21 protein-coding genes are annotated in these 21542 nt (G+C 69.6%); 10 read left to right on the top strand and 11 right to left on the bottom strand.

Going from position 1 to position 21542, the window contains the following annotated elements:
• Window positions 1-10 precede the first annotated feature (10 nt).
• Window positions 11-676 carry a winged helix-turn-helix transcriptional regulator gene (locus ACWELJ_RS09435; RefSeq protein ID WP_452365704.1) on the top strand — a complete coding sequence of 222 codons (666 nt, stop codon included), beginning with the start codon at window positions 11-13 and terminating at the stop codon, window positions 674-676.
• Here the strand turns inward: ACWELJ_RS09435 and ACWELJ_RS09440 are convergent, their stop codons facing one another.
• Together ACWELJ_RS09440 and ACWELJ_RS09445 are read right to left on the bottom strand one after the other, a co-directional pair.
• Window positions 677-808 carry a hypothetical protein gene (locus ACWELJ_RS09440; RefSeq protein ID WP_452365705.1) on the bottom strand — a complete coding sequence of 44 codons (132 nt, stop codon included), beginning with the start codon at window positions 806-808 and terminating at the stop codon, window positions 677-679.
• Between the two features lie 102 nt (window positions 809-910).
• Entirely contained in the window at window positions 911-2821 is a 1911-nt protein-coding gene (locus ACWELJ_RS09445; RefSeq protein ID WP_452365706.1) for a vWA domain-containing protein, read from the bottom strand.
• Window positions 2822-2919: 98 nt separating this feature from the next.
• Between ACWELJ_RS09445 and ACWELJ_RS09450 the strand changes: the two genes are divergently transcribed.
• Entirely contained in the window at window positions 2920-3486 is a 567-nt protein-coding gene (locus ACWELJ_RS09450; protein WP_452365707.1) for a hypothetical protein, read from the top strand.
• A 7-nt stretch (window positions 3487-3493) separates the two neighbouring features.
• On the opposite strand, the gene ACWELJ_RS09455 is transcribed toward ACWELJ_RS09450, so the two are convergent.
• Window positions 3494-4459, bottom strand: a complete 966-nt coding sequence (locus ACWELJ_RS09455; RefSeq protein WP_452365708.1) for a LysR family transcriptional regulator — start codon at window positions 4457-4459, stop codon at window positions 3494-3496.
• An 85-nt stretch (window positions 4460-4544) separates the two neighbouring features.
• On the opposite strand from ACWELJ_RS09455, the gene ACWELJ_RS09460 reads away from it, so the two are divergent.
• From ACWELJ_RS09460 to ACWELJ_RS09470, 3 genes are read left to right on the top strand one after another with little or no spacing between them, the layout of a single operon-like run.
• Entirely contained in the window at window positions 4545-5924 is a 1380-nt protein-coding gene (locus ACWELJ_RS09460; protein ID WP_452365709.1) for an MFS transporter, read from the top strand.
• Window positions 5921-6688: a 3-hydroxybutyrate dehydrogenase gene (locus tag ACWELJ_RS09465; RefSeq protein WP_452365710.1), complete on the top strand. Its 768-nt coding sequence runs from the start codon at window positions 5921-5923 to the stop codon at window positions 6686-6688. The genes ACWELJ_RS09460 and ACWELJ_RS09465 overlap by 4 nt, the downstream gene beginning before the upstream one ends.
• Window positions 6685-8652, top strand: coding sequence for an acetoacetate--CoA ligase (locus tag ACWELJ_RS09470; RefSeq protein WP_452365711.1), 1968 nt, complete (start codon window positions 6685-6687; stop codon window positions 8650-8652). Before ACWELJ_RS09465 ends, ACWELJ_RS09470 begins: the two co-directional genes overlap by 4 nt.
• On the opposite strand, the gene ACWELJ_RS09475 is transcribed toward ACWELJ_RS09470, so the two are convergent.
• Entirely contained in the window at window positions 8617-9621 is a 1005-nt protein-coding gene (locus tag ACWELJ_RS09475; protein WP_452365712.1) for a YihY/virulence factor BrkB family protein, read from the bottom strand. The genes ACWELJ_RS09470 and ACWELJ_RS09475 overlap by 36 nt on opposite strands.
• Before the next feature lie 122 nt (window positions 9622-9743).
• On the opposite strand from ACWELJ_RS09475, the gene ACWELJ_RS09480 reads away from it, so the two are divergent.
• Window positions 9744-11456, top strand: coding sequence for a DEAD/DEAH box helicase (locus tag ACWELJ_RS09480; protein WP_357283047.1), 1713 nt, complete (start codon window positions 9744-9746; stop codon window positions 11454-11456).
• Between the two features lie 349 nt (window positions 11457-11805).
• Here ACWELJ_RS09480 and ACWELJ_RS09485 read toward each other — a convergent pair whose 3' ends face one another.
• Both ACWELJ_RS09485 and ACWELJ_RS09490 read right to left on the bottom strand, forming a co-directional pair.
• Complete coding sequence (locus tag ACWELJ_RS09485) at window positions 11806-12105, bottom strand: DUF1905 domain-containing protein (RefSeq protein ID WP_452365713.1); 300 nt, start codon at window positions 12103-12105, stop codon at window positions 11806-11808.
• Between the two features lie 58 nt (window positions 12106-12163).
• Window positions 12164-12307, bottom strand: a complete 144-nt coding sequence (locus ACWELJ_RS09490; RefSeq protein WP_452365744.1) for a helix-turn-helix domain-containing protein — start codon at window positions 12305-12307, stop codon at window positions 12164-12166.
• Window positions 12308-12405: 98 nt separating this feature from the next.
• On the opposite strand from ACWELJ_RS09490, the gene ACWELJ_RS09495 reads away from it, so the two are divergent.
• Window positions 12406-12762, top strand: coding sequence for a class I SAM-dependent methyltransferase (locus ACWELJ_RS09495; protein WP_452365745.1), 357 nt, complete (start codon window positions 12406-12408; stop codon window positions 12760-12762).
• A 190-nt stretch (window positions 12763-12952) separates the two neighbouring features.
• Here ACWELJ_RS09495 and ACWELJ_RS09500 read toward each other — a convergent pair whose 3' ends face one another.
• The 5 genes from ACWELJ_RS09500 to ACWELJ_RS09520 form a co-directional block, all read right to left on the bottom strand.
• A complete protein-coding gene (locus ACWELJ_RS09500) occupies window positions 12953-13504 on the bottom strand; it encodes a hypothetical protein (RefSeq protein ID WP_452365714.1) in 552 nt (183 codons plus the stop codon).
• A 1-nt stretch (window position 13505) separates the two neighbouring features.
• A complete protein-coding gene (locus ACWELJ_RS09505) occupies window positions 13506-15239 on the bottom strand; it encodes a DEAD/DEAH box helicase (protein ID WP_452365746.1) in 1734 nt (577 codons plus the stop codon).
• Between the two features lie 246 nt (window positions 15240-15485).
• Entirely contained in the window at window positions 15486-15680 is a 195-nt protein-coding gene (locus ACWELJ_RS09510; RefSeq protein ID WP_246597932.1) for a DUF7455 domain-containing protein, read from the bottom strand.
• Window positions 15681-16155: 475 nt separating this feature from the next.
• Complete coding sequence (locus tag ACWELJ_RS09515; protein WP_452365715.1) at window positions 16156-17955, bottom strand: acyl-CoA dehydrogenase; 1800 nt, start codon at window positions 17953-17955, stop codon at window positions 16156-16158.
• Between the two features lie 146 nt (window positions 17956-18101).
• Window positions 18102-19136 carry an AraC family transcriptional regulator gene (locus ACWELJ_RS09520; RefSeq protein WP_452365716.1) on the bottom strand — a complete coding sequence of 345 codons (1035 nt, stop codon included), beginning with the start codon at window positions 19134-19136 and terminating at the stop codon, window positions 18102-18104.
• Between the two features lie 136 nt (window positions 19137-19272).
• Here ACWELJ_RS09520 and ACWELJ_RS09525 point away from each other — a divergent pair, with 136 nt between their 5' ends.
• The 3 genes from ACWELJ_RS09525 to ACWELJ_RS09535 are packed head-to-tail and all read left to right on the top strand — an operon-like array spanning window position 19273 to window position 21538.
• A complete protein-coding gene (locus ACWELJ_RS09525) occupies window positions 19273-20589 on the top strand; it encodes an aldehyde dehydrogenase family protein (RefSeq protein ID WP_452365717.1) in 1317 nt (438 codons plus the stop codon).
• Window positions 20590-20631: 42 nt separating this feature from the next.
• Window positions 20632-21000, top strand: a complete 369-nt coding sequence (locus ACWELJ_RS09530) for a DUF952 domain-containing protein (RefSeq protein ID WP_452365747.1) — start codon at window positions 20632-20634, stop codon at window positions 20998-21000.
• 55 nt (window positions 21001-21055) lie between these two features.
• A complete protein-coding gene (locus tag ACWELJ_RS09535) occupies window positions 21056-21538 on the top strand; it encodes a cation:proton antiporter regulatory subunit (RefSeq protein WP_452365718.1) in 483 nt (160 codons plus the stop codon).
• Window positions 21539-21542 lie beyond the last annotated feature (4 nt).

The following is a 21542-nucleotide window of genomic DNA, read 5'->3' on the forward strand; positions in this document are numbered from 1 at the left end:
CGCTGGCCGGATGAGCGGTTACGGTCAATTCTGCGCGGTCGCGCGGGGCCTGGAGGTGCTGGGCGAGCGCTGGACGCTGCTCGTCGTGCGGGAATTGCTGATGGGCGCGTCCTCGTTCGGCGACATTCGCCGGGGCTTGCCGCGCATCCCGAAGGCCACCCTGTCGGCGCGATTGCGGGCGCTGCGGGCCGCCGGAATCATCGACGCCGACTACCGCCTCACCGAGACCGGCGCGGCACTCGCACCGGTGATCCGGGAGCTGGCCTGCTGGGCGGTCACCACCGACGCCGTCGCGCTGTCCGAACACGACCTCGATACCGCCGCGCTGACCTGGGATATGCGGCGCCGCATCGATATCGAGGCGCTGCCCGCGCAACCGGTCGTGCTCGCGGTGGAATTCTCCGACCGTCCACCCGCCGACCGCCGCTTCTGGCTGCACCTGTCCCGCCGTGAGGTCAACCTCTGCCGCGACGACACCGGCGCGCCGGTCGACCTGTGGCTCACCGCGCCGACCGAGACCCTGACCCGATGGTGGCTCGGCGAAATACCTTGGCCCGAGGTCCTCGGCCACTCGGAGGTCCGGCTGCACGGCGATCTCGCCCTGCAGCGCCGCCTGCCCTCCTGGTTCCAGCGCTATGTGTTCACTCCGGACGCGCTGGCCGTGGCGGGCAGCTGATCAGGGCGTCGCCTCGCCGTCGCCGAGCCGCTCGGGCTCCGACTCACCCAGCAGCTCGTCCTGGAGGACCTCGAGCATGCAGGTGTTGTTGTCGAGCAACCCCAGCAGCTCGTCGAGCCGGTCGTACTTCATCCAGTCATCGTCGCGCGCCCGGGTCGGGGAGACAAGGGAAGGGCCGCGGGCCGCACTCTCGTGTACGGTCCGCGGCCCCGGCATTCACCCGGAGGTCTGCGATTACCTCTTGCGCCGGCCCCGGTTGACGAGGACGGCGATGAGCACGCCGCCGACGACGAGCACGGCGGCGCCGACCGCCGCGGCGACCAGGATCAGCGTCGAATTCGATTCCGGATCGGTCGAATTCGCCGCGACCGGTGCGCCCGGTGTCCTGCCCGACGGGGACGTGCGGCTCACGCTCGGGCCGGAGTGCTCGCCGAAGACATCGGCGGTACTCGCGTAGCGCGGGCCGCTTTCCTCGGTGCCGCTGACGGTCAGATCCAATTGCACGGGGACGGGGGTGTTCGAGCCCATCGTGGTGTGATTCGACCCGACCTTGACCGAGATGTAGTACCAGCCCGCCAGCGCTTCCTTGTGCGACTCGTATCGGTCGGCGGTGCGGTTGGTGTATCGGATCGGCGTGGTCGCCAGCGCCTTGCTCGATGGCAGCACCGTGTCACTGCCGGTGTAGGCGCCGGTGTCCGAGTCGATCTCCTCGCGGATCGGGTTGTAGAAGGCGGTGCGGATATTGGAGACATTGTCCGATCCCCGCGTGCCGTTCCCGCTGTAATCGACGCGGTACGACAGGGCCTGACCCCAGTCCAGATGCACTCGGTAGAACACGAATTCGCCCGGCCGCACCACATCGGAGTAGCGCCCGCCGCCCGGGAGGTCGGCGGCGACGGTGAACGAAGCACCGCCCGTGACCGGTGTGCCCGGCCCGCTCTGCTCGACGAAGGTGGCGGGCTTGGCGGCCGCCGCGGGCCCCGGGTCGGTCACGCCCGGCTCGATCGCGAAGAGCAGTTCGATCGGAAGTCGTTCCGGCGCACCGGTGGCCACTGTGTCCCACTCCAGCTGGAAGAAGTACTTGCCGCCGCCCTTGCAGGTGTCGGAGGGGTTCTCGCGTTTCTGGGTCGCCCGCTCGAACGACTTCGCCACCGTCATGGCCACGCCGTCACTGGAACTGGTGCTTTGCTGGAACTCGTAGAGATTGCAGTCCTTGCCGTCCGCGCCGAAGGCGCGCATCCGGATGACATTGATGTCCTCGACGGCGCCGACCCCGGCCACGCGTGGAAACGACACGGTGCCACTGAAATACGCGGTCGCGCCGTCCGGGATGTCGATGCCCCAGTAGCGCTTCTCCTTCTGGCCGATGGTGTCCAGGTACTGCCCGGGCGTGGCCACCGGGGCGGTGGCATGGCTGCCGGTGCCGGTGATCGATGTGCCCACGGCCTTGTAGTTCCGTAGTGCGGCGGCGGTGACGCGCGGCAGCGTGCGCTGCAACGCCGCTCCGTCGGCGGCGTCGGTGTAGGTGCCGCCGGTGGCCTGGGCCATGCAGGTCAGCTGCGCCCGGGCCTTGCCGTCGACGGCGAAACCGATGGTGTGCAACACCAGATCCAGTCCGCGCTGCTTCAATTCGGCCGCCACCTCACACGGGTCGGGCGGGGAGCAGGTGTCGTCGCCGTCGGAGACCAGCACGATCGAGCGCGGTCCCGAAGTCGGCAGGGCCGCGGCGGCCTGGCGCAGCGAGGTGCCCATGGGCGTCCAGCCGCGGGCCCGCACGCCGTCGACGGCGCTGCCGAGCGCGGCCCGATCGAGGGTCTCGGGTTCGTGCAGGACCTGGACGTCCTGGCAGCCGGCGGCCTTGTCCGCCTCGGTATTTCCGGTGCCGGTGCCGTATACGGCCAGCCCGACCCGCGACTGCGCGGGGGCGGAGTCGACGAACGAGTGCACGGCGATCTTGGCGGCGTCCATCATGGTGCCCGCCGGATCGGGCCGTTCCATCGATCCCGAAGCGTCCAGGATCAGCATTGTCGGTGCGTAGTCCGGTGTTTCCTGCGCTGCCGCGGGCACCGTGGCCCCGGCCAGCGCGATGAAACCTACGGCGGCCGCGGCCGCCCAGTGTCGGAGTCTTTCAGTGGTATTCGACATCGTCCTCGTCTATGGGTCGAGATTCAGAACGAAACAGACATTACGGACATTCAATGAGTGGTGGGACACCTGAATTCACGGGGCCTACAATCCCCGGCGTGAGTCTCACCCCCGCCGACCTGGTCGGCTATATCGATCGCGACCTCGACGACGATCTGGCGCGCTGGTTCCCGGACGCCGAGCCGGTGCGAATCCCGGAGGAATCCCGGCCCGTCGCACCGTTTCTCGCCCGCCTGGACGACGACCACGCCGCGGCGCTGGCCGCATTCGACGACCGCGTCCGATCGGGCCGCATGCCGCAGTTCCTCGACATCTTCGACTGGTCCTACGCCTTCGACTTCGCCGGAAACGACTGCGGCATCCTCGATTCGGACTACGCGACCGAATTGACCGACGACGACGTGTACTCCGTCGGCGCCGATGGCGGCGGCAATCTGTACGTGGTGCTCACCAATGGTCAAGTGGCCGTGTGGTTTCACGAGGAAGAGGTGGTCGAGGGTGGCACCCGTTTCGACAACCTCGACGTCTTCGTCTGGTCCTTCGTCCGCTACCGCGCCGTGCGTGCGGGCGTGCTGGAACTCTCGGCGGTGGAGGCGGATTTCCTGGCCCTGGGCCAGGACGGCGCGCTCGAACCGGGGCTCGGACTGCTGCGCCTGATGCGGTAGCCGGGAGTCAGGCGCTGGGCCGCTTGCCGAAGGTGCCGAGCAAGGCGTCGGCCTCCGCGCGCACCCGGGCGCGCAGGGCCTCGACCACCGCGGCCACCTCGGGGCGGCGCAGTGTCTCGGCGCGCGACACCAGCCAGTAGGTGAGGCGGACGCCGACCCGGTCGGGCAGGACGCGCACCAGGTCGGCGTGCCGGTCGGCCATGAAACAGGGCAGCAGGCCCAGGCCCGCGGCGGCCCGGGTCGCCTCCACATGGACGAAAACATTGGTGGAGGAGATCGATTCACGCATGGCCGGGGCGAATCCGGAGGCCAGGTCCAGGTCGTCGACCTGGAGCATGGAGTCGATGAAGTAGATCAGGGGATGGTCCGGCAGATCCCCGACCGAGGCGGGGGCGCCGTGCTCGGCCAGGTAGGCCCGGGACCCGTACAGGCCCAGCACGTAGTCGCCGAGGCGCAGGGCCTCGGCGCGGCGGAGCCGGGGTTCGCCGACCACGATCTCGAGATCCAGGCCGGAGCGTTGCGGGGACGCGCGCCGGGTGCCGGTGACGATCTCGACGCTGACCCGAGGGTGCAGGCGCTGGATGTCCGCGATCGCCGGGGCGGCCAGGTAGGCGCTGAAACCGTCGGTCGCCGACATGCGGACCACGCCTTCGAGTACCCGCTCGCCGCGCTCGCCGGTGAGGGATTTGACCGCGGATTCGACGGATTCGGCGGCCCGTAGTGCCGCCCGGCCCAGATCGGTGAGCTCCCAGCCGCCCGAGCCGCGATTCAGGACCCGTCCACCGAGCGCCCGTTCGAGCGCGGCGATGCGGCGCGAGATCGTGGTGTGGTTGATGCCGAGTTCCTCGGCGGCGGAGACGTATCGACCGCTGCGGCCGACCGCGAGCAGCACCAGCAGATCGTCGGGGCTCGGGGTGGCGGAGGTCACGCTCATTTCTGCATATTTGCAGAGATCGGTTGCGAAAGTGGTCATTGCAGCGACTTCGGTCTGCACGAATACTCTCCTTCAGTGCTGTGGGCTGCGTCACAACGCGGTCCGTGTGTGAAGGAGATCAGGCATGAGCGTCCGAGAAGCGGTGCGGCAGGCGGGAACCGGACCCGCCGCACTCCGGAGGGTGGTGGCGGCCTCCATGGCCGGCACCGTCGTGGAGTGGTACGAGTTCTTCCTCTACGGCACCGCGGCGACGCTGGTGTTCAACAAGGTGTTCTTCGCCAAGGGCACCAGCGACCTGGATGCCATCCTCGCCGCGTTCATCACCTACGCGGTCGGCTTCGCGGCCCGGCCGATCGGCGGAATCGTGTTCGGGCACTTCGGTGATCGGCACGGCCGCAAGAAGCTATTGCAGCTGAGCCTGGTGCTCGTCGGCGCGGCCACCTTCCTGATGGGCTGCCTGCCCACCTTCGCCCAGGTCGGCTACCTGGCTCCGGTGCTGCTGGTGACGCTGCGGTTCATCCAGGGTTTCGCCATCGGCGGCGAATGGGGCGGCGCGGTGCTGCTGGTGGCCGAGCACAGCCTGAGCCGGGGGCGCGCGTTCTGGTCGTCGTGGCCGCAGGCGGCGGTGCCGCTCGGGAACATGACCGCCACCGTCGTGCTGCTGGTACTGACCTCGTCACTGTCGGACGCGGCGTTCCTGTCCTGGGGCTGGCGGGTCGCCTTCTGGCTCTCCGCGGTGGTGGTGCTGATCGGCTACTACGTGCGCAGCAAGATCACCGACGCGCCCATTTTCCTTGCGGCGCAACAGCAGGCGGAGCGGGAGAAGGCCGACTCGTTCAGCCCGTTCGAGGTGCTGAAGCGGTACCCGCGCGGCGTGTTCACGGCGATGGGCCTGCGCTTCGGCGAGAACATCATGTATTACCTGGTCGTCACCTTCTCCATCACCTATCTCAAAGTGCACGTCGGCGCGAACACCAAGGTGATCCTGTGGTGGCTGCTGGCCGCGCACGCCGTGCATTTCGTGGTCATCCCGCTGGCCGGGCGGCTCAGCGACCGGTACGGGCGCAAGCCGATCTATCTCATCGGCGCGCTCGCGGCGGGAACCTGGGGCTTCTTCGGATTCGCGCTCATGGACTCCAAGCACAATGCCCTGATCCTGCTCGCCGTCATCGTCGGGCTGGTGTTCCACGCCCTCATGTACGCGGCGCAGCCGGCGATCATGGCCGAGATGTTCCCCACCCGCATGCGGTATTCCGGTGTGTCCCTGGGGTATCAGGTGACCTCCATCGTGGCCGGCTCGCTCGCGCCGATCATCGCGGTGAAGCTGCTCGACGTCTACAAGTCCTCGGTGCCGATCGCGGTGTACCTGGCCGCCGCGTGCGCGGTGACGGTGATCGCGGTGCTGTGCGCGAAGGAGACCACGGGGCTCGACCTCGAAGCCGTCGACCGCGCCGACGCGGAAGCCACCGCACCGCAGGCTGATTCGAAGACGGTGAGCGCATGAACCCGGGCGGTAACGACGAGGGCCACCTTCGCGGAAGGACGGTGCTGGTCACCGGCGGCGGGAGCGGGATCGGCGCGGCGTGCGCGCGAGAACTGGCCCGGCGCGGCGCGGCGGTGCGGGTCGCCGACATCGACGGGGTCGCCGCCAAGACGGTGGCCACCGAGATCGGCGGCACCGCATGGGAAGTCGACCTGTCCGACGTCGCTGCCCTGGAGAATCTGGCACTGGACGTCGACATCCTGGTCAACAATGCCGGCGTCCAAACCGTCGCTCCCATCACCGAATTCCCGCCCGAACGGTTCCGGACCATGCTCGCGCTCATGGTGGAGGCGCCGTTCCTGCTCATCCGCGCCGCGCTGCCGCACATGCAGCGGCAGCGGTTCGGGCGGATCGTCAACATCTCCTCCGTGCACGGCCTGCGCGCCTCGGCCTTCAAATCGGCGTACGTGACGGCCAAGCACGCCCTCGAGGGCCTGTCCAAGGTGACCGCGCTGGAGGGCGGGCCGTACGGGATCACCAGCAACTGCGTCGATCCGGGCTACGTGCGGACTCCCCTGGTGGACAAGCAGATCGCCGATCAGGCCAAGGCGCACGGGATCGCCGAACAGGAGGTGGTCGAGACCATCATGCTGACCGAGAGCGCGATCAAACGGCTCGTCGAACCGGAGGAGGTCGCCTCGCTGATCGGCTGGCTCACCTCCGAGATGGCGGGAATGGTGACGGGCGCCTCGTACACCATGGACGGTGGATGGAGCGCGCGATGACAGGGATCGTCACACCGGAGGCGGGCCACGAGCCGCAGTGGACACCGGGACTCGACGTCATCGATGACGCGCAGCTCACCCGGTTCGCGCGGTTCGTCACCGCGCGCACCGGCGTGCCCCTGCCCGATTATCAGGCGCTGTGGCAGTGGTCGGTCGATGATCTGCCCGGCTTCTGGCGGGCGGTGTGGGACTGGTTCGAACTCGGCGACGTGCCCGGTGCCGTGCTGGCCGGCGACTCGATGCCGGGCGCCCGCTGGTTCCCCGGGACCACGGTCAACTACGTCGACCAGGTGGTGCGGCAGACGCGCACCGATCGGCCCGCCATCCTGGCGCTGCACGAGGACGCCCCGCCCCGCGAACTGTCCTGGCGGGAATTGCTCACGCGCACAGCGGCACTCGCGCGGTCGCTGCGCACGCTGGGGGTCGGGCCCGGAGATCGGGTGGCCGGGTACCTGCCCGATCTCGCCGAGACGGTCATCGCCTTCCTCGCCACCGCGAGCATCGGGGCGATCTGGAGCGTCTGCGGGCAGGACTACTCGGCCCGAGCCGCACTGGACCGGCTCGGGCAACTGGAACCGACCGTACTGATCACCGCGGACGGCTACCGGTACGCGGGGAGAACCCACGACAAGCGCGACGAGATCGCCGCCTTGCGCACCGGATTGCCCACCCTGCGGGCGACCGTGGCCATCTCCCGGCTCGGGCTCGTGGTGAACGGCGCCCTGCCCTGGGACAGCGTCGCGTCTCTCGAGTACACCGGTCCCGGAATCGACACCGTGGCAGTGGATTTCGACCACCCGCTGTGGGTCCTGTACTCCTCGGGCACCACCGGGAAGCCGAAGGGAATCGTGCACGGGCACGGCGGCGTGCTGCTGGAACACTTGAAATCGCTGTCCCTGCAATCGGATATCGGGCCCGAGGACACCTTCTTCTGGTACACCAGCCCGTCCTGGATGATGTGGAACTACCGGGTCGCCGGATTGCTGGTCGGGGCCACCATCGTCTGCTACGACGGCAGCCCTGCCCACCCCGCGCCGGACGGGTTGTGGCGGTTGGTGGCCCGCACCGGCACGACCGTGGTGGGCACCAGTCCCGGATACCTGCTCGCCTGCGAGAAGGCCGGCGCGGTGCCGGGACGCGACCATGACCTGTCGGCCCTGCGATCGGTGGGCGTCACGGGTGCGGCACTGCCGCCGTCGTCATCACTCTGGGTGCGCGACACCGTGGGCGAGCACGTGTCGGTGTCCTCGATCAGCGGCGGCACCGATGTGGTGTCGGCCTTCTGCGGCGGTGTGCGGACGGTGCCGGTGTGGCCCGGGGAGCTGTCCGCGCCCTATCTCGGTGTGGCGCTGGACTCGTGGGACGAACACGGCCGCCCCACCCGGGGCGAGGTGGGGGAGTTGGTGATCACCGCACCCATGCCGTCGATGCCGCTGCGATTCTGGAACGACCCCGACGGTTCCCGCTACCGCGAGGCGTACTTCGACGCCTACCCCGGGGTGTGGCGGCACGGGGACTGGATCACCCGCACCGAGCGCGGCAGCGTCATCGTGCACGGCCGTTCGGACTCCACCCTCAACCGCAACGGGATTCGCATGGGCAGCGCGGACATCTACCGAGCCGTGAGCGCCCTGCCCGAGATCGCCGACGCGCTGGTGCTCGGCGTCGAGCAACCCGACGGCGGTTACTGGATGCCGTTGTTCGTCGTGCTCGCCGACGGCGCCGAGCTGACCGACGCGGTGCGCGACCGCGTGAATACGGCCATCCGCGGCGAACTCTCGGCGCGGCACGTCCCGGATGAGATCATCGCCGCCCCGGGCATTCCGCACACGCGGACCGGCAAGAAACTCGAAGTCCCGCTGAAGAAGCTGTTCCAAGGCCGGGATCCCGACGAGGTCGTCGCACGCGAGGCCGTCGACCGCCCCGAACTACTGGACTGGTTCGCCGCCCTGCGGCGCGGGTGACCGGCGCGACTGCCACCAGTGGCGGAACTGATCCATCCGGGTGGCGCGGGCGGGCCAGAACTCCTCGACACTCGCGTTGAACTCCGCGCCCAGGATGACCGCGAACCCGAGGAAGAAGGTGAACAGCAGGAAGGCGATGGGGGTGGCGAGCGCGCCGTAGGAGATGCCGGTGCGGGTGACCCAGGCCAGGTAGCGGCGCAGACCCTCGCTGGCGGCCATGAAGAACACCCCCGCCACCAGCGCCCCGCCGAAGAGACGATGCCAGGGCAGGGTGCGGTGCAGGGCGGTCTTGTAGAGGAACGTCAGGCCGACCATGAGCAGCAGACCGGTGCCCGGGTAGTAGAAGGCGTCAATCAGGCGCAGGCCCGGTTCGCGCCAGGCGTGCGGGAGGACCCGGCCCATGAGGGTCGGTCCCAGCGCGATCAATGGCAGGACCAGCACCGCCACCATCAGGAAGCCGACATACAGCAGCAGTGCGTAGGTGCGCTGCCACACCGGGTGACGCGCGGTAGCCTGGCCGTGCGCGGCGGTGATGGCGTCGACGAAGGTCGCCATGGCCGAGGACCCGGCCCACAGCGACAGCAGGAAGCCGACCGACAGCACCCCGGCGTGCCCGCGTTGCAGCACGTCGTTCACGGTCGGCTGGACCAGGGTGTCGACCACGCTGGGGCTGAACGCCTTCCGCGCGAAGCTCACGATCTTGGACTGCACGATGTTCACCGTGTTCGGCCCGAACCAGTGCCCGACATAGCCGAGGCTGCCGAGCAGACCCAGCAGCAGCGGGGCCAGCGACAGCGTCTGCCAGAAGGCGGCCGCCGCGGATTTGGCGAAGATGGAGTCGCCCCACGCCTTGACCGCGACATGGGTCACGAGCTGCCGGACGCGGCCCCAGCAGGTGGCGGCGAGCACGACGGGGGTGCCAGGCGGGGACGCGTCGGCGTGTTGCGGAGATTCGTCGTGCGCGTTCATCGTGGCCTAAGCATCGCCTACCAGGGCTTCGAATGGGATGGGACCCGCAATGTGTCGTGCGGCACTCGAAGGGGCTGTGTCGGATTGGAAAGCAGTCGGTCGCACTCGCTAATCTCTTCCGAGTGACTTCGGGTGGTGGCGGTTCGCTACGTGCATGGCAACGCAGGGCGCTGACGAAGTATCTGACTGCCAAGCCACGGGACTTCCTCGCCGTCGCCACGCCCGGCGCGGGTAAGACGACCTTCGCGTTGCGGGTGGCCGCCGAACTGCTCAACGACCGCACGGTCGACCAGGTGACGGTGGTCGCGCCCACCGAGCACCTCAAGCACCAGTGGGCGGCGTCGGCCGCGCGCACCGGCATCCAGCTGGATTCGAACTTCTCCAACTCGACCGGCTCCACCTCGTCGGACTATCACGGCGTGGTCGTCACCTACGCGCAGATCGCGTCGCATCCGTTCAAGCACCGGGTGCGCACCGAGAACCGCAAGACGCTGGTGATCATGGACGAGATCCATCACGCCGGCGACGCCAAGAGCTGGGGTGAGGCCGTCGAGGAGGCGTTCAGCGACGCCACCCGCCGCCTGCACCTGACCGGCACGCCGTTCCGCAGCGACGACTCCAAGATCCCGTTCATCACCTACGAGGCCGACGAGTCCGGTTTCGAGAAGTCACGCGCCGACCACACCTACGGCTACTCCGAGGCGCTCGCCGACGGCGTGGTCAGACCCGTGGTGTTCCTCGCCTACTCCGGCGAGGCGCACTGGCGCGACAGCGCGGGCGAGGAGTACTCGGCGCGACTGGGCGAACCGTTGAACGCGGAACAGACCGCGCGGGCCTGGCGCACCGCCCTGGACCCGGCCGGCGACTGGATGTCGAAGGTGCTCACCGCGGCCGACACCCGGCTGCGGCAGCTGCGCGCCACCGGCATGCCCGACGCGGGCGGCCTGGTGATCGCCACCGACCAGGAGAAGGCGCGCGACTACGCCGAACTGCTGGAACACATCTCGGGCACCAAACCGACCATCGTGCTCTCCGACGACCCGGACTCCTCCGATCGCATCGGCGAGTTCAGCAACAACACCGACCCGTGGATGGTCGCGGTGCGCATGGTGTCCGAGGGCGTCGACGTGCCGCGCCTCGCGGTCGGCGTGTACGCCACCAGCGCCTCCACCCCGCTGTACTTCGCGCAGGCCATCGGCCGTTTCGTGCGCGCCCGCAAGGCCGGCGAGACCGCGAGCGTGTTCCTGCCCTCGGTGCCGGTGCTGCTGGACCTGGCCGCCCAGCTGGAGTTGCAGCGCGACCACGTCATCGGCAAACCGCACCGCGAGGCCAACGGCCTCGAGGACGAACTGCTCATCGACGCCAACAAACAGAAGGACGAGCCGGGCGAGGAGGAGAAGAAGTTCATCGCCCTGGCCGCCGACGCCGAACTCGACCAGGTCATCTACGACGGCGACTCCTTCGGCACCGCCACCTTCTCCGGCAGCGACGAGGAAGCCGACTACCTCGGCATCCCGGGCCTGCTCGACGCCGACCAGATGCGCGCCCTGCTGCGCGAACGCCAGTCCCGCCAACTCCAGGACCGCAGCGCCGCCGCCGAGGCCCGCCCGTCCGGGGCCGGTGTGGAGGCGGCCGCCGAACGCGCCGCCACCGCCGACCGACTGGGTGAATTGCGCCGCGAACTCAACAGCCTGGTCGCCATGCACCACCACCGCACCGGCAAACCGCACGGCGTCATCCACGGCGACCTGCGCCGCGAATGCGGCGGCCCGCCGACCGCATTGGCCACGGCCGATCAACTCTCGCAGCGGATCGCGGCCCTGCGTCGGGTCTGAACCGGGGGCGTCCCGCGCCCGGCAGGGAAGAGAGCGCTTGTCGCCGACCGCGTCCCGACACGTCCGTGACCGTGCCGCATCCGATCGCAGCGCGATCTCGGTCGGCATCCACCGCATTCGCGTACCCGGCAGATCTCGGTGACGGTGTTCGTCGCCGGCTGATCGAGACGCTGGCGCACAGATGGGCGACGCGTCGGTCGAGCCGGATGGGACGAGCGGCACCGCCGGTGTGAACGTGGCAGACGGGTTGGTGAGACTGGGCCTGGTTCCCGGGGAGAGGACCGCGCGAGCACTGCTGGTCCGTGACGAGAGAGCTGCTCGCGGACCGCATCCCGCCCTGGTGGCGTGGCTAGGCGATCTGCAGTTCGACGACGACGGGGTCGCCCGCGGCGAGGCTCTCTGCGGTCCGAACCGCCTTCTTCACCGGTAGGACATAGGTGCCGCGCTTGCTGTCGGGGAAGATCGAGGTGGACCAATGGCTGGTTCCGACGGTGACTTTCACCTTCACCGAACCGAATCCGGCCGCAGTGTGGCCGTAGAGTTCGTCGATCTCGTCGGTGACGGCTTCGGGCAGGCTCACGAAATGCCACGCGGCCTGGGCCTCCCATTCCCAGAGCTCGGCGGTGAACGTGTACGTGGACTTCGCCATACGCCGACGATAGCCACGGGGTCCGACAAACCAGGCTCGACAGCGCGGGCCCGTTAGGTCAGCGCGCGAAGTAGCGGGCTGGGGAGACACCGACCTCGCGGTGAAAGGCGGCGACATAGGCGCTCGGGGTGGAGTACCCGACGCGGGCTGCGATCCGGGCGACCGGCAGGCCCGACCCCAGCAGCGGCAGCGATGCGGCCAGGCGGAGCTGGGTTCGCCACTGGCCGAATGTGACTCCGGTCTCGGCGAGGAAGCCCCGCGCTCACCGGCCTCGAGATCGACCCGGCCCTGGCGGCCCGCCTGCGCACCCGCAAGGCCGACAAGATGCGGATCATCGAGGGTGACGCCACCGCGATGCCGTTGCCCGACACCGAGTTCAGCTCCGTGGTCAGCTTCACCATGCTCCACCACGTCCCCACCCCCGTCCTCCAGGACGACCTCTTCGCCGAGGCGTTCCGAGTCCTGCGCCCCGGCGGCGTCTTCGCCGGCAGCGACGGCCTCGACCGCCCCACCTTCCGCCTCATCCACCTCGGCGACACCTGCGTCCCGGTCCCGCCCGAGACGATGCGGGCCCGCCTCACCCGCGCTGGTTTCACCGACATCGAAGTCCGCAGCGCGGCAACCTACTTCCGATTCCGCGCCCGCCGCCCCGAATAGGCCGGACCGCCGCAGCGGCCCGGCCCCGGGGCCGCGACATGGCCGTCCGCGCCGGCGAGAGCGACGCCCCGGCCGATCGGTTTGGACGGCACCAGTAGATCCAGACGCGCCGGCGAAAGAGTCAGGTGCGCACCGCGTGTGGCTGAACCCGGTTCCACGCCCCTTCGTCCAGGCGCGACGAAGTCCTTGCTCAGCCGAAGAACACCGCTGGGTCGAGTGCGTCGATGGGGGTCCACCGGGGGATCGACACGGGGGCGTCGTCCTCGTGCTCAGCGGGCGGGGCGCTGCGGTAGCCCTGGAGATCCACGGCCAGCCAGGGGTTTTCGTCGACCAGCCGGACGACCGCGTAGCAGGTGGCCAGCATGTGCAGGCAGCGGGCGTTGCGGGCGCGGCAGGAGCAGTCGGTGGCCGCGAGGATCGGGGTGACCGAGATGCCCGCGGCGACCACGGCGGCGTGGAGTTCGTCGCTGAGGGTGAGAGTGTCGGCGGGGACCACGGCGGCGATGGCGTCGATGGTGGCGCGGGGGAACGCGGTGAGTTCGAGGTGGGTGACCGAGGCTTCGGAGCCGCGGTGGATGTGGGCGCGGACCACGGTGCCCTCGATCTCGGTGCGGACGCCGTTGTTGCGGGCGATGCTGCGGGCGCGGGGGAGCAGCGGCTCGGGTTTGGTGAGGTTCAACGGTTCCGCGAGCCGGACCCAGTCCCTGCCCCAGGCGGTGTATCCGAATTCGTTGTCGGCCATGTCAGTTCCCCCGCTTCCGGCGCAGCAGTTCCATGAGTCGTTCGTCGTCGAGGCGGGCGAGTTCGGCGACTCCGGCCTCGTCGGTGAGGTCGGTGAGCGCGGACTTGCGGTCGTGCATGCCCGCGATGTGCTCCTCGATGGTGGTGCCCGAGGTGAGGGTGGTGACGGTGACGGTGCGGGTCTGCCCGATGCGGTGCGCGCGATCGGAGGCCTGCGCCTCCACGGCCGGATTCCACCAGCGGTCGTAGTGCACCACGTCGGCGGCCCGGGTCAGCGTCAGGCCGGTGCCGGCGGCGCGCAGGCTCAGCACCAAGATCGGTGGGCCGTCGGGGGATTGGAAGCCGGAGACGATCTCGGCGCGCTGCTCGGCGTTGAGTCCGCCGTGGAAGAACGGCACCCGCACGCCGAACTCCTCGGCGCAGTGCCGCACCAGCAGTTCGCCGGTCTTGCGGTACTGGGTGAACACCAGGGTGGGCGCGTCGTTGTCGAGATTGCCGGCCAGGATGTCGGAGCAGACGTCGAACTTGCCGGAGCGCCCGGCCAATTCGTCCAGGTCGCCGGTGATCAGCCCCGGATGGTTGCACACCTGCTTGAGTTCGGTCAGCACCGCCAGCACCCGGGTGTGCCGTTGCGCGCCGCTGCCGAAGCCCGCGGCCTCGGCCCGGTCCAGCAGCTGGTCGTAGATCCGTTCCTGTTCCGCGGTCAGGTCGCACATCAGATCGGTGTGGATCTTGGGCGGCAGGGTCGCGGCGACCTGGGTTTTGCGGCGGCCCAGCACAATCGGCTCCAGGGCGTCGCGCAATCGCAGCACCGCGCTCGCCGAGCCCTCGCTGATGGGCCGCACGAACCGCCGCCGGAACTGTGCCTTGTGGGTGAACTCGCCGGGCACGACCAGGTTCAGCAGCGCCCACAGTTCGTCGAGGTGGTTCTCCACCGGCGTACCGGTCAACGCGATGCGCGCGTCGGCGGGAATCGCCCGCGCTGCCTTGGCGACCTGGGTACGCGGATTCTTGAGCATCTGCGCCTCGTCGAAAACGACGCTCGCCCAGCGCCGCCCGGACAGGGCCGCGCCGTGCCCGCGCAGGGTCGGGTAGCCGGTCACCACGATGACACCCGCTTCCGCGTCCGGGGCCTCGCCGCCGCGCCAGGCCACGGCCCGCAGTCCGGGCGCGAATCGGTCGATCTCATGCGCCCAGTTGCCGACGAGTGAGGTGGGACACACCACGAGTTGTGGCCCGTCCCCGGCCTTCCCGAGGAGGTAGCCGATGGCCTGCACGGTCTTGCCGAGGCCCATCTCGTCGGCCAGCACCGCGCCGCCGTGTGTGGCGGTCGTCTCACGCAGCCAGCTGATGCCGCGCGCCTGATACGGCCGCAGCTCGGCCTTCAGCCCGGAGCGCAGCTCGGCGCTCAGCGCCAGAGTGTCGCGCAGCGCCCGCAGGGTCCGGGCCGCGGACACCACGGTCGTTCCGGTGGCATTGGGGACGGCGTGCGCGGCCGTGGGCAGCAGCCGGGTCTCGATGTCGGCGTCGAGGGCCTCGCGTAGGCGATGGATCGAATCGCCGGGATTGTCGATAGCGAGAGTGCATAACCGTTCCGGTTCCACCAGAGCGCATTCCACGTCCGTGACGCCGATCCCGTCGCGGTCCGGGACGGCCAGGGCCAGGGTCTGCGTCTCGCCCAGTCCGCGCGGCGCGCGTCCGGGACCGTGGCCGGTCCACGTCCAGAGCGCGACCATATGACGATCCTGCAGGTAGGTGGCTTGTGAGGTCTGCGGCACCCATCCGTTGTACTCGGCCGGGCCCGCCGGGCGCACATGACGCTTCTCGCGTTGCGCGCAGCACTTTCACGTGTCTTCGGCCACAGTTGTGACCGCTACCACGTCTTATAGCGCCCATGCATAGCAACAGCGGGCGACCTGCCGGTCGCCCGCTGTGGGGGTTTTCTGTTGGGAAGATGGAATTGTCGAGAGTGGGAGGAGCTGTTACAGCGCCGGTGCCGACTCCGAGTCGATCACGGCCTCGAGCTCACGAAGACGGTCCATGTGCTCATTGGCGTGATGCTGGCAGAAGAGCAACTCTCCACCCGCGGGCAAGGTAGCGCGCACGCGCGCAGCCGCCCCGCAGCGGTCGCAACGATCGACCGCGGTCAGTGGGGTGCTTGTCAGGGTTCCTGGCATGACTCCTCCGTCCTGGCTCTGGGTGTTCACGCACCGTTCGCCTGGTGTGGGGGCCCGCGGACCATTCCGCGAACCTCGCTACCGCTACTTCCCAGCAGTGGCTTGTTGACTACTCTGTCAGACGTTCGGCGAGAGGACTTTGTTCCCGTGCAGTTTCCCGTGTGTTTTCAGTAACACGACCTGGGATTTCGCTGAAAGCGAACAGGTCCTGGTGACCGCTCGCGGGGACGGTGAAACCTCCCGTTCGAATACGCTGATCGAGTTGTCTATCGGGAGACTACCCGGGCGCACCCACACTCACACTCCGATTGGCCGTCGTGCCCTGCGCGCCAGCAAACCGTAATCAAGGCGGCTGAATCGGTGACCGGGCCGCGACCGGCGCGACCTCGAGTTCACCTGGGGCTTCGATACCGTCAGGGGGTATGCCCTTCCTGCATCGTTCGCCCATCGCGAACGGCCGCTCCGCCCGGCGTGTTCAGAACCAGGATTCGTCGAGTTCCACGGTGGTGCGATCGCCGGAGTCGAGCAGGTCGAATTGCGGTGCGGTGCGGGGGAGTTCCCAGCGGAAGAAGTACCGGGCGGCCAGTCGCTTGCCCTGGCCGAAGGCCGACTCGGGCAGGGCGTGGGCGGCCACCGCCTGCTCGAGCCAGATCCAGGCCAGCACCACATGGCCGAACGCCTCCAGATAGACCGCCGAATTGGTCAGCGCCGCTTCGGGGTTGCCCGTGCCCCACAGGCCCGCCGTGGTGGCGGCCAGCCGGGACGCGGCGGCCTCCAGGGCGGCGGCGAACCCGGCCAGCTCGGCGTCGCCGGTGCCGCGGGCCGTGGCGACGGTGACCGCCATCGTCTCCAGCAGGGCCGCCAGGGCCGCGCCGTTGTCGAGGGTGACCTGCCGGCCGAGCAGATCCATGCTCTGAATGCCGTGGGTGCCTTCGTGAATCGGATTGAGGCGATTGTCGCGGTAGTGCTGCTCCACGTCGTAGTCGCGGGTGTAGCCCGCGCCGCCGTGGATCTGGATGGCCAGGTCGTTGGCGGTCAGGCAACACTGGCTGGGCCAGGACTTGGCGATCGGGGTGAGGATGCGCAGCAGCGTGCCCGCCCGCTCCCGGCCGGATTCGGTTGCCGCGGTGCGGTGCTCGTCGACCAGCTTGCCGCAGTAGAGCTGCAGCGCCAGCGCGCCCTCGGCATACGCCTTCTGCGCCAGCAGCATGCGCCGCACGTCAGGATGCTCGATGATGGGGACCTGCGCGCCGCCGCGGGCGCTGACCGGGCGGCCCTGCGGGCGGGTGCGCGCGTAGTCGAGAGACTTCAGGTAGCCGGTGTAGCCGAGCGCGGTGGAGTCCAGGCCGACCCCGATGCGGGCCTCGTTCATCATCGTGAACATCTGCGCCAGACCCTGATTCGGTTCGCCCACCAGATAGCCGACCGCGCCCGGCTCGCCGCCCGGGGTGAAGTTGCCGTCGCCGAACACCGGCGCGGTGTTCACCGTGCCGCGCCAGCCCATCTTGTGGTTGATGCCCGACAGCGCGACATCGTTGTGCACGGTCGGGTTGCCGTCGGTGTCGGGCAGGAACTTCGGCACCACGAACAGCGAGATGCCGCGGGTGCCCTCCGGCGCGCCCGGGATGCGGGCCAGCACCAGGTGCACGATGTTCTCCGAGAGGTCGTGGTCGCCGCCGGAGATCCACATCTTGTGGCCGAACACGCGGTAGGAGCCGTCCGCGGCCGGTACGGCCCGGGTGGTGATGTCGGCCAGGCTGGACCCCGCCTGCGGCTCCGACAGCGCCATGGTGCCGAAGCTGCGACCCTCCAGCATGGGGCGCACGTAGGCGTCGATCTGCTCCGGGCTGCCGTGCGCGGCAAGCAGATTCGCGTTGCCCGTGGTGAGCAGCGCGTAGGCGGCGGTGCCGACGTTGGCGGCGTGGAACCACGACATGCACGCGGTGTAGACCGAGTGCGGCAGCTGCATGCCACCGACCTCGTAATCCATTGCCGCGCCGATCATTCCGGCGTCGGCGAAGGCTCGCAGTGCCTTGCCGACGGCGGGGATGATGTGCACGCGCTCGCCGTCGAAGGTGGGCTCGTGCAGGTCGCTGTCGCGATTGTGCGGGGCGAAGTAGGTGGTGGCCAGGTCCTGGCACAGGCGCAGCACCTGGTCGAAGGTGTCGCGGGAGTGGTCGGCGAAGCGGTCCCGGGTGGTCAGGGACTCCACGTCGAGCCAGTCGTAGAGCAGGAACTCGAGGTCGCGCGCGGACATGATGGTGGAGGGGTTCATGGTTCCTCGGACGGTCGGGTACGTGAAGTCGTACCTGCCGGTCTACCAGATGGCCCGTGCACTCCGCTGACCAGCGTCGACGCGCCGGAACCTACCGGACCTGACTCGGGGTCGGTAGGGGGTTCCGGTAACTTCGCGCGGCGCCGTCAGGACCGCACCGCGTGGCGGCCGCGGTGGGCGCGGCCGAAGTGGCCGGGCGACTGGCCCTTCCAGGTGCGGAACGCCGAGGCGAACGCGGAGACGCTGGCGTAGCCGAGCCGGTCGGCGGCCTGTTCGACGGTGAGCCCGGCGATGAGCAGCTCCTCGGCGAGCATGCCGACCGTCTCCAGGCTCAGCTCGCGGAAGGTGGTGCCCTCCTCGGCCAGGCGGCGGCGCAGCGTGCGCACGCTGACGTCGAGGTCGGCGGCGATGCGGGTCTGGTCGGCGGAGCCCCCGTGGCGGATGAGCAGCTGGCGCACCCGCCCGCTCAGGCCGCTGCGGCTGCGCCGGGACTCCATCAGGTCGGCGCACTGCTGCTCGTAGAAGCGGGCGGTGGACAGATTCGCCTGGGGCAGCGGGGTTTCCAGGGTGGCGGCCTGAAACTCCATGCGCGACCGCGGCATCGAGAAGCGCACGTCCTCGACGCCGAAGACCGCGCCGAACATCTCGTAGATGGGGTGGGCGTCGATGTAGAGCTCGACGCGCACGGCGGGGACGCGGATCGGGATCAGGTCCTGCTGGACCGTGGCGATGGCCGCCAGATCCCGCTCCAGGGCGAACCGGCGGATCTCCGGGGGTAGCGCGCTGTCGTCGCGCTGGATCCACACCTGGGTGTCGCGGGTGTCGATGGAATGGCGGGCGGTGGTGAAGGACAGGTCCGCGTAGCGCAGCGCGATGTCCATCGCGTGCCGCAGACTGGCGCTGCTCATCAGCGCGAAGCCGAGCACGCCCATGGACGGCGGGTGGCACAGCAGCCCGGCGAGCAGTCCCATCCCGGGTTCGTCGTCGGTGGCGGCGACGACATTGGCCATGACGGAGTATTCCTGCGCCATGGTGATTTCGGTCGACGGGTCGCGCAGGGCGGGTTCGCGGATGCCGCTGCCGCGCAGCACCTCGGCCAGTGGAATGCCGCGGCCCACAGCGAAATCGGCCAGCAGCGCGGTGCTGGTGATGGAACGAATCTGCGCCAACTCTTCCGTCACTCAGGCAGTCTCGCAAACTTCGGGCGTCCGCACTGCCGTTACCGGCCGGTAAGTTGCCTGGGTGCGGCCCATATTCGCCGATTCGTGGCCGATTGTGAGCTGGCCGCCCGAAACCCGCACCCATACGGTGAGTTTCATGCGCACCGCGCGGTACACACCGTCGCGGGCGCCGGACGCCGGAAAGGTCCGCCCGCTCATGCTCACCGTTTTCGCACCCGCCGACGGCCGGATCGTGGACACCATCGCCGCCGAGACGCCCGAACGGGTGCGCCTCGCCGTCGAGCGGCTGCGCGACCACGCCGTGCTCTGGCATTCGCTGGGGGTGGTGGGCCGGATCCACTGGCTCACCGTCTTCCGGAACTGGTTGCTGGACAATCGGACCGACCTGGTGGCGCTGCTCGGCCGGGAGACCGGCAAGACCGAGGCGGAGGCCGATGCCGAATTCGGCCTGGCCCTCGACACCTTCGACCACTATCGCGCGCACGGCGCGGATTTCCTGGGCGGTCGGCACCCGCAGGTCGCCCTGCGTCCGGGCGCGGCCATGCAGCTGGCGGTGTCGCGGCCCGCGGGGGCGGTGGTGGGGGTGATCGGGCCCTGGACCTATCCCTTGGCGCTGGCCGTCTTCGACGCGGTGCCCGCGCTGGTGGCGGGCGCGGCGGTGCTGGTGAAACCGTCGTCGGAGACGCCGCTGACGCTGCGCGCGATCGCCTGCGGATGGCTGAGCACCGGCGCCCCAGCGGTTTTCGAGACGGTCGCCGGACCGGCCGCCGGACCCGCGGTCCTGGACTGCGTCGACTATGTCCGTTTCACCGGGAGCGTGGCGACCGGGAAGGTGGTGGCGCTGCGGGCGGCGGCCCGGCTCATTCCGTGCTGCCTGGATCTGGGCGGCAAGTCGGCGGCGGTGGTTTTGCCCGATGCGGACCTGGATCGGGCCGCTGCCGGCATCGCGCTGGGCGGGCTGGCGAACAGCGGGCAAAGCTGCCAGTGCGTGGAACGCGTCGTCGTCGAGTCCTCGATCTACGACGTGTTCCTGGACAAGCTGACCGCCGAGGCCGCCGCTCTGCTCGGCGACGAGGACGGGGCCGGGGTGATGACCTCGGCCGCGCACGTCGGCCGGGTCCGTGACCAGGTGCGCGACGCGCTGGCCAAGGGGGCGACGCTGCGCTGCGGCGGCAGCGGCACGGACTTCGGTTTCGAACCCACCGTGCTGGGCGAGGTCGATCCGACCATGTCGGTGTTCACCCAGCAGACCCTCGGCCCGGTGCTGCCCGTGGTGCGGGCGGGGGACGCGGGCGCGGCCTTCGACCTCGCGGGTCGCGCTCCGGCCGGACCCTGCGTGAGCGTCTGGACCCGCGACACGGTCACCGCGCGCCGTGCCACCGCCCGCCTCGCGCCCGCCCGGGTGGGCATCAACGACGTGTCCCCGCACCTGGCCCGGCCACAGCCCTACTGAGCCGCGGGCCGGGCCGCCCTCGCCTAGATTGGACGGGTGGGAATCGAACAGGACACGACACCGGCCACCCTGCTGCACATCTGCTCCCGCGACGAGTGGGAGAACGCCCGCGCCGCAGGCGAATACCGCGCGCCGTCGCTGGCCGAGGCCGGATTCATCCACCTGTCCGCCCCCTACCAGGCGCATCTGCCCGCCAATCGCCTCTTCGCCGGTCGCACCGATCTGGTGCTGCTGCACTTGGATCCGGCCGCGCTCGGGTCACCGGTGACATGGGAGCCGGGCGTGCCCACCGACCCGGACTCCATGCTGTTCCCGCACCTGTACGGTCCGCTGCCGCTGGCGGCGGTCACCGCGGTGACCGATTTCGCGCCCGGACCCGACGGCGGCTTCGCCCCACTGGAAGCGAACTGATCACGCCCCGGAGGTAGCTCCCCGCCATTCGCGCGAGTTGTCCTAATCTGGACGCGTGAACGTCGATGTGACAGCCCTGCCCGGTATCGGTGTCCGCAAGGACTTCGAGGTCAGATCGGGACGGCGGATCGGAGTCGTGGCGCACCGGGACGGCGGCATCGACCTCATCGTCTCCCAGCGCGACGACCCGGACGCCTGCATCGCGCAGGTACCGCTGACCCCGGACGAGGCCGCGGTGCTGGCCAATCTGCTGGGCGCGCCGCAGCTGGTGCAGCAGCTGCGGGAAGAACACTCCGACCTACCCGGGATCACCACCAGACAGCTCAGCGTCAGCGGGAGCTCGCCGTACCGGGGGCGCATGCTGGGCGAGACCGCCATGCGGACGCGCACCAAGGCATCCATCGTGGCGATCATGCGGGCGGGGCAGGTGCAACCGTCACCGGGACCGGACGAGGTGCTCGACTCCGGGGACATCCTCGTCGTGGTCGGCACCCCGCACGGGCTGGACGCGGCCGCCCGCATCCTGGCCGACGGCTGAACCG

This window comes from Nocardia sp. NPDC004582, from assembly GCF_053602115.1.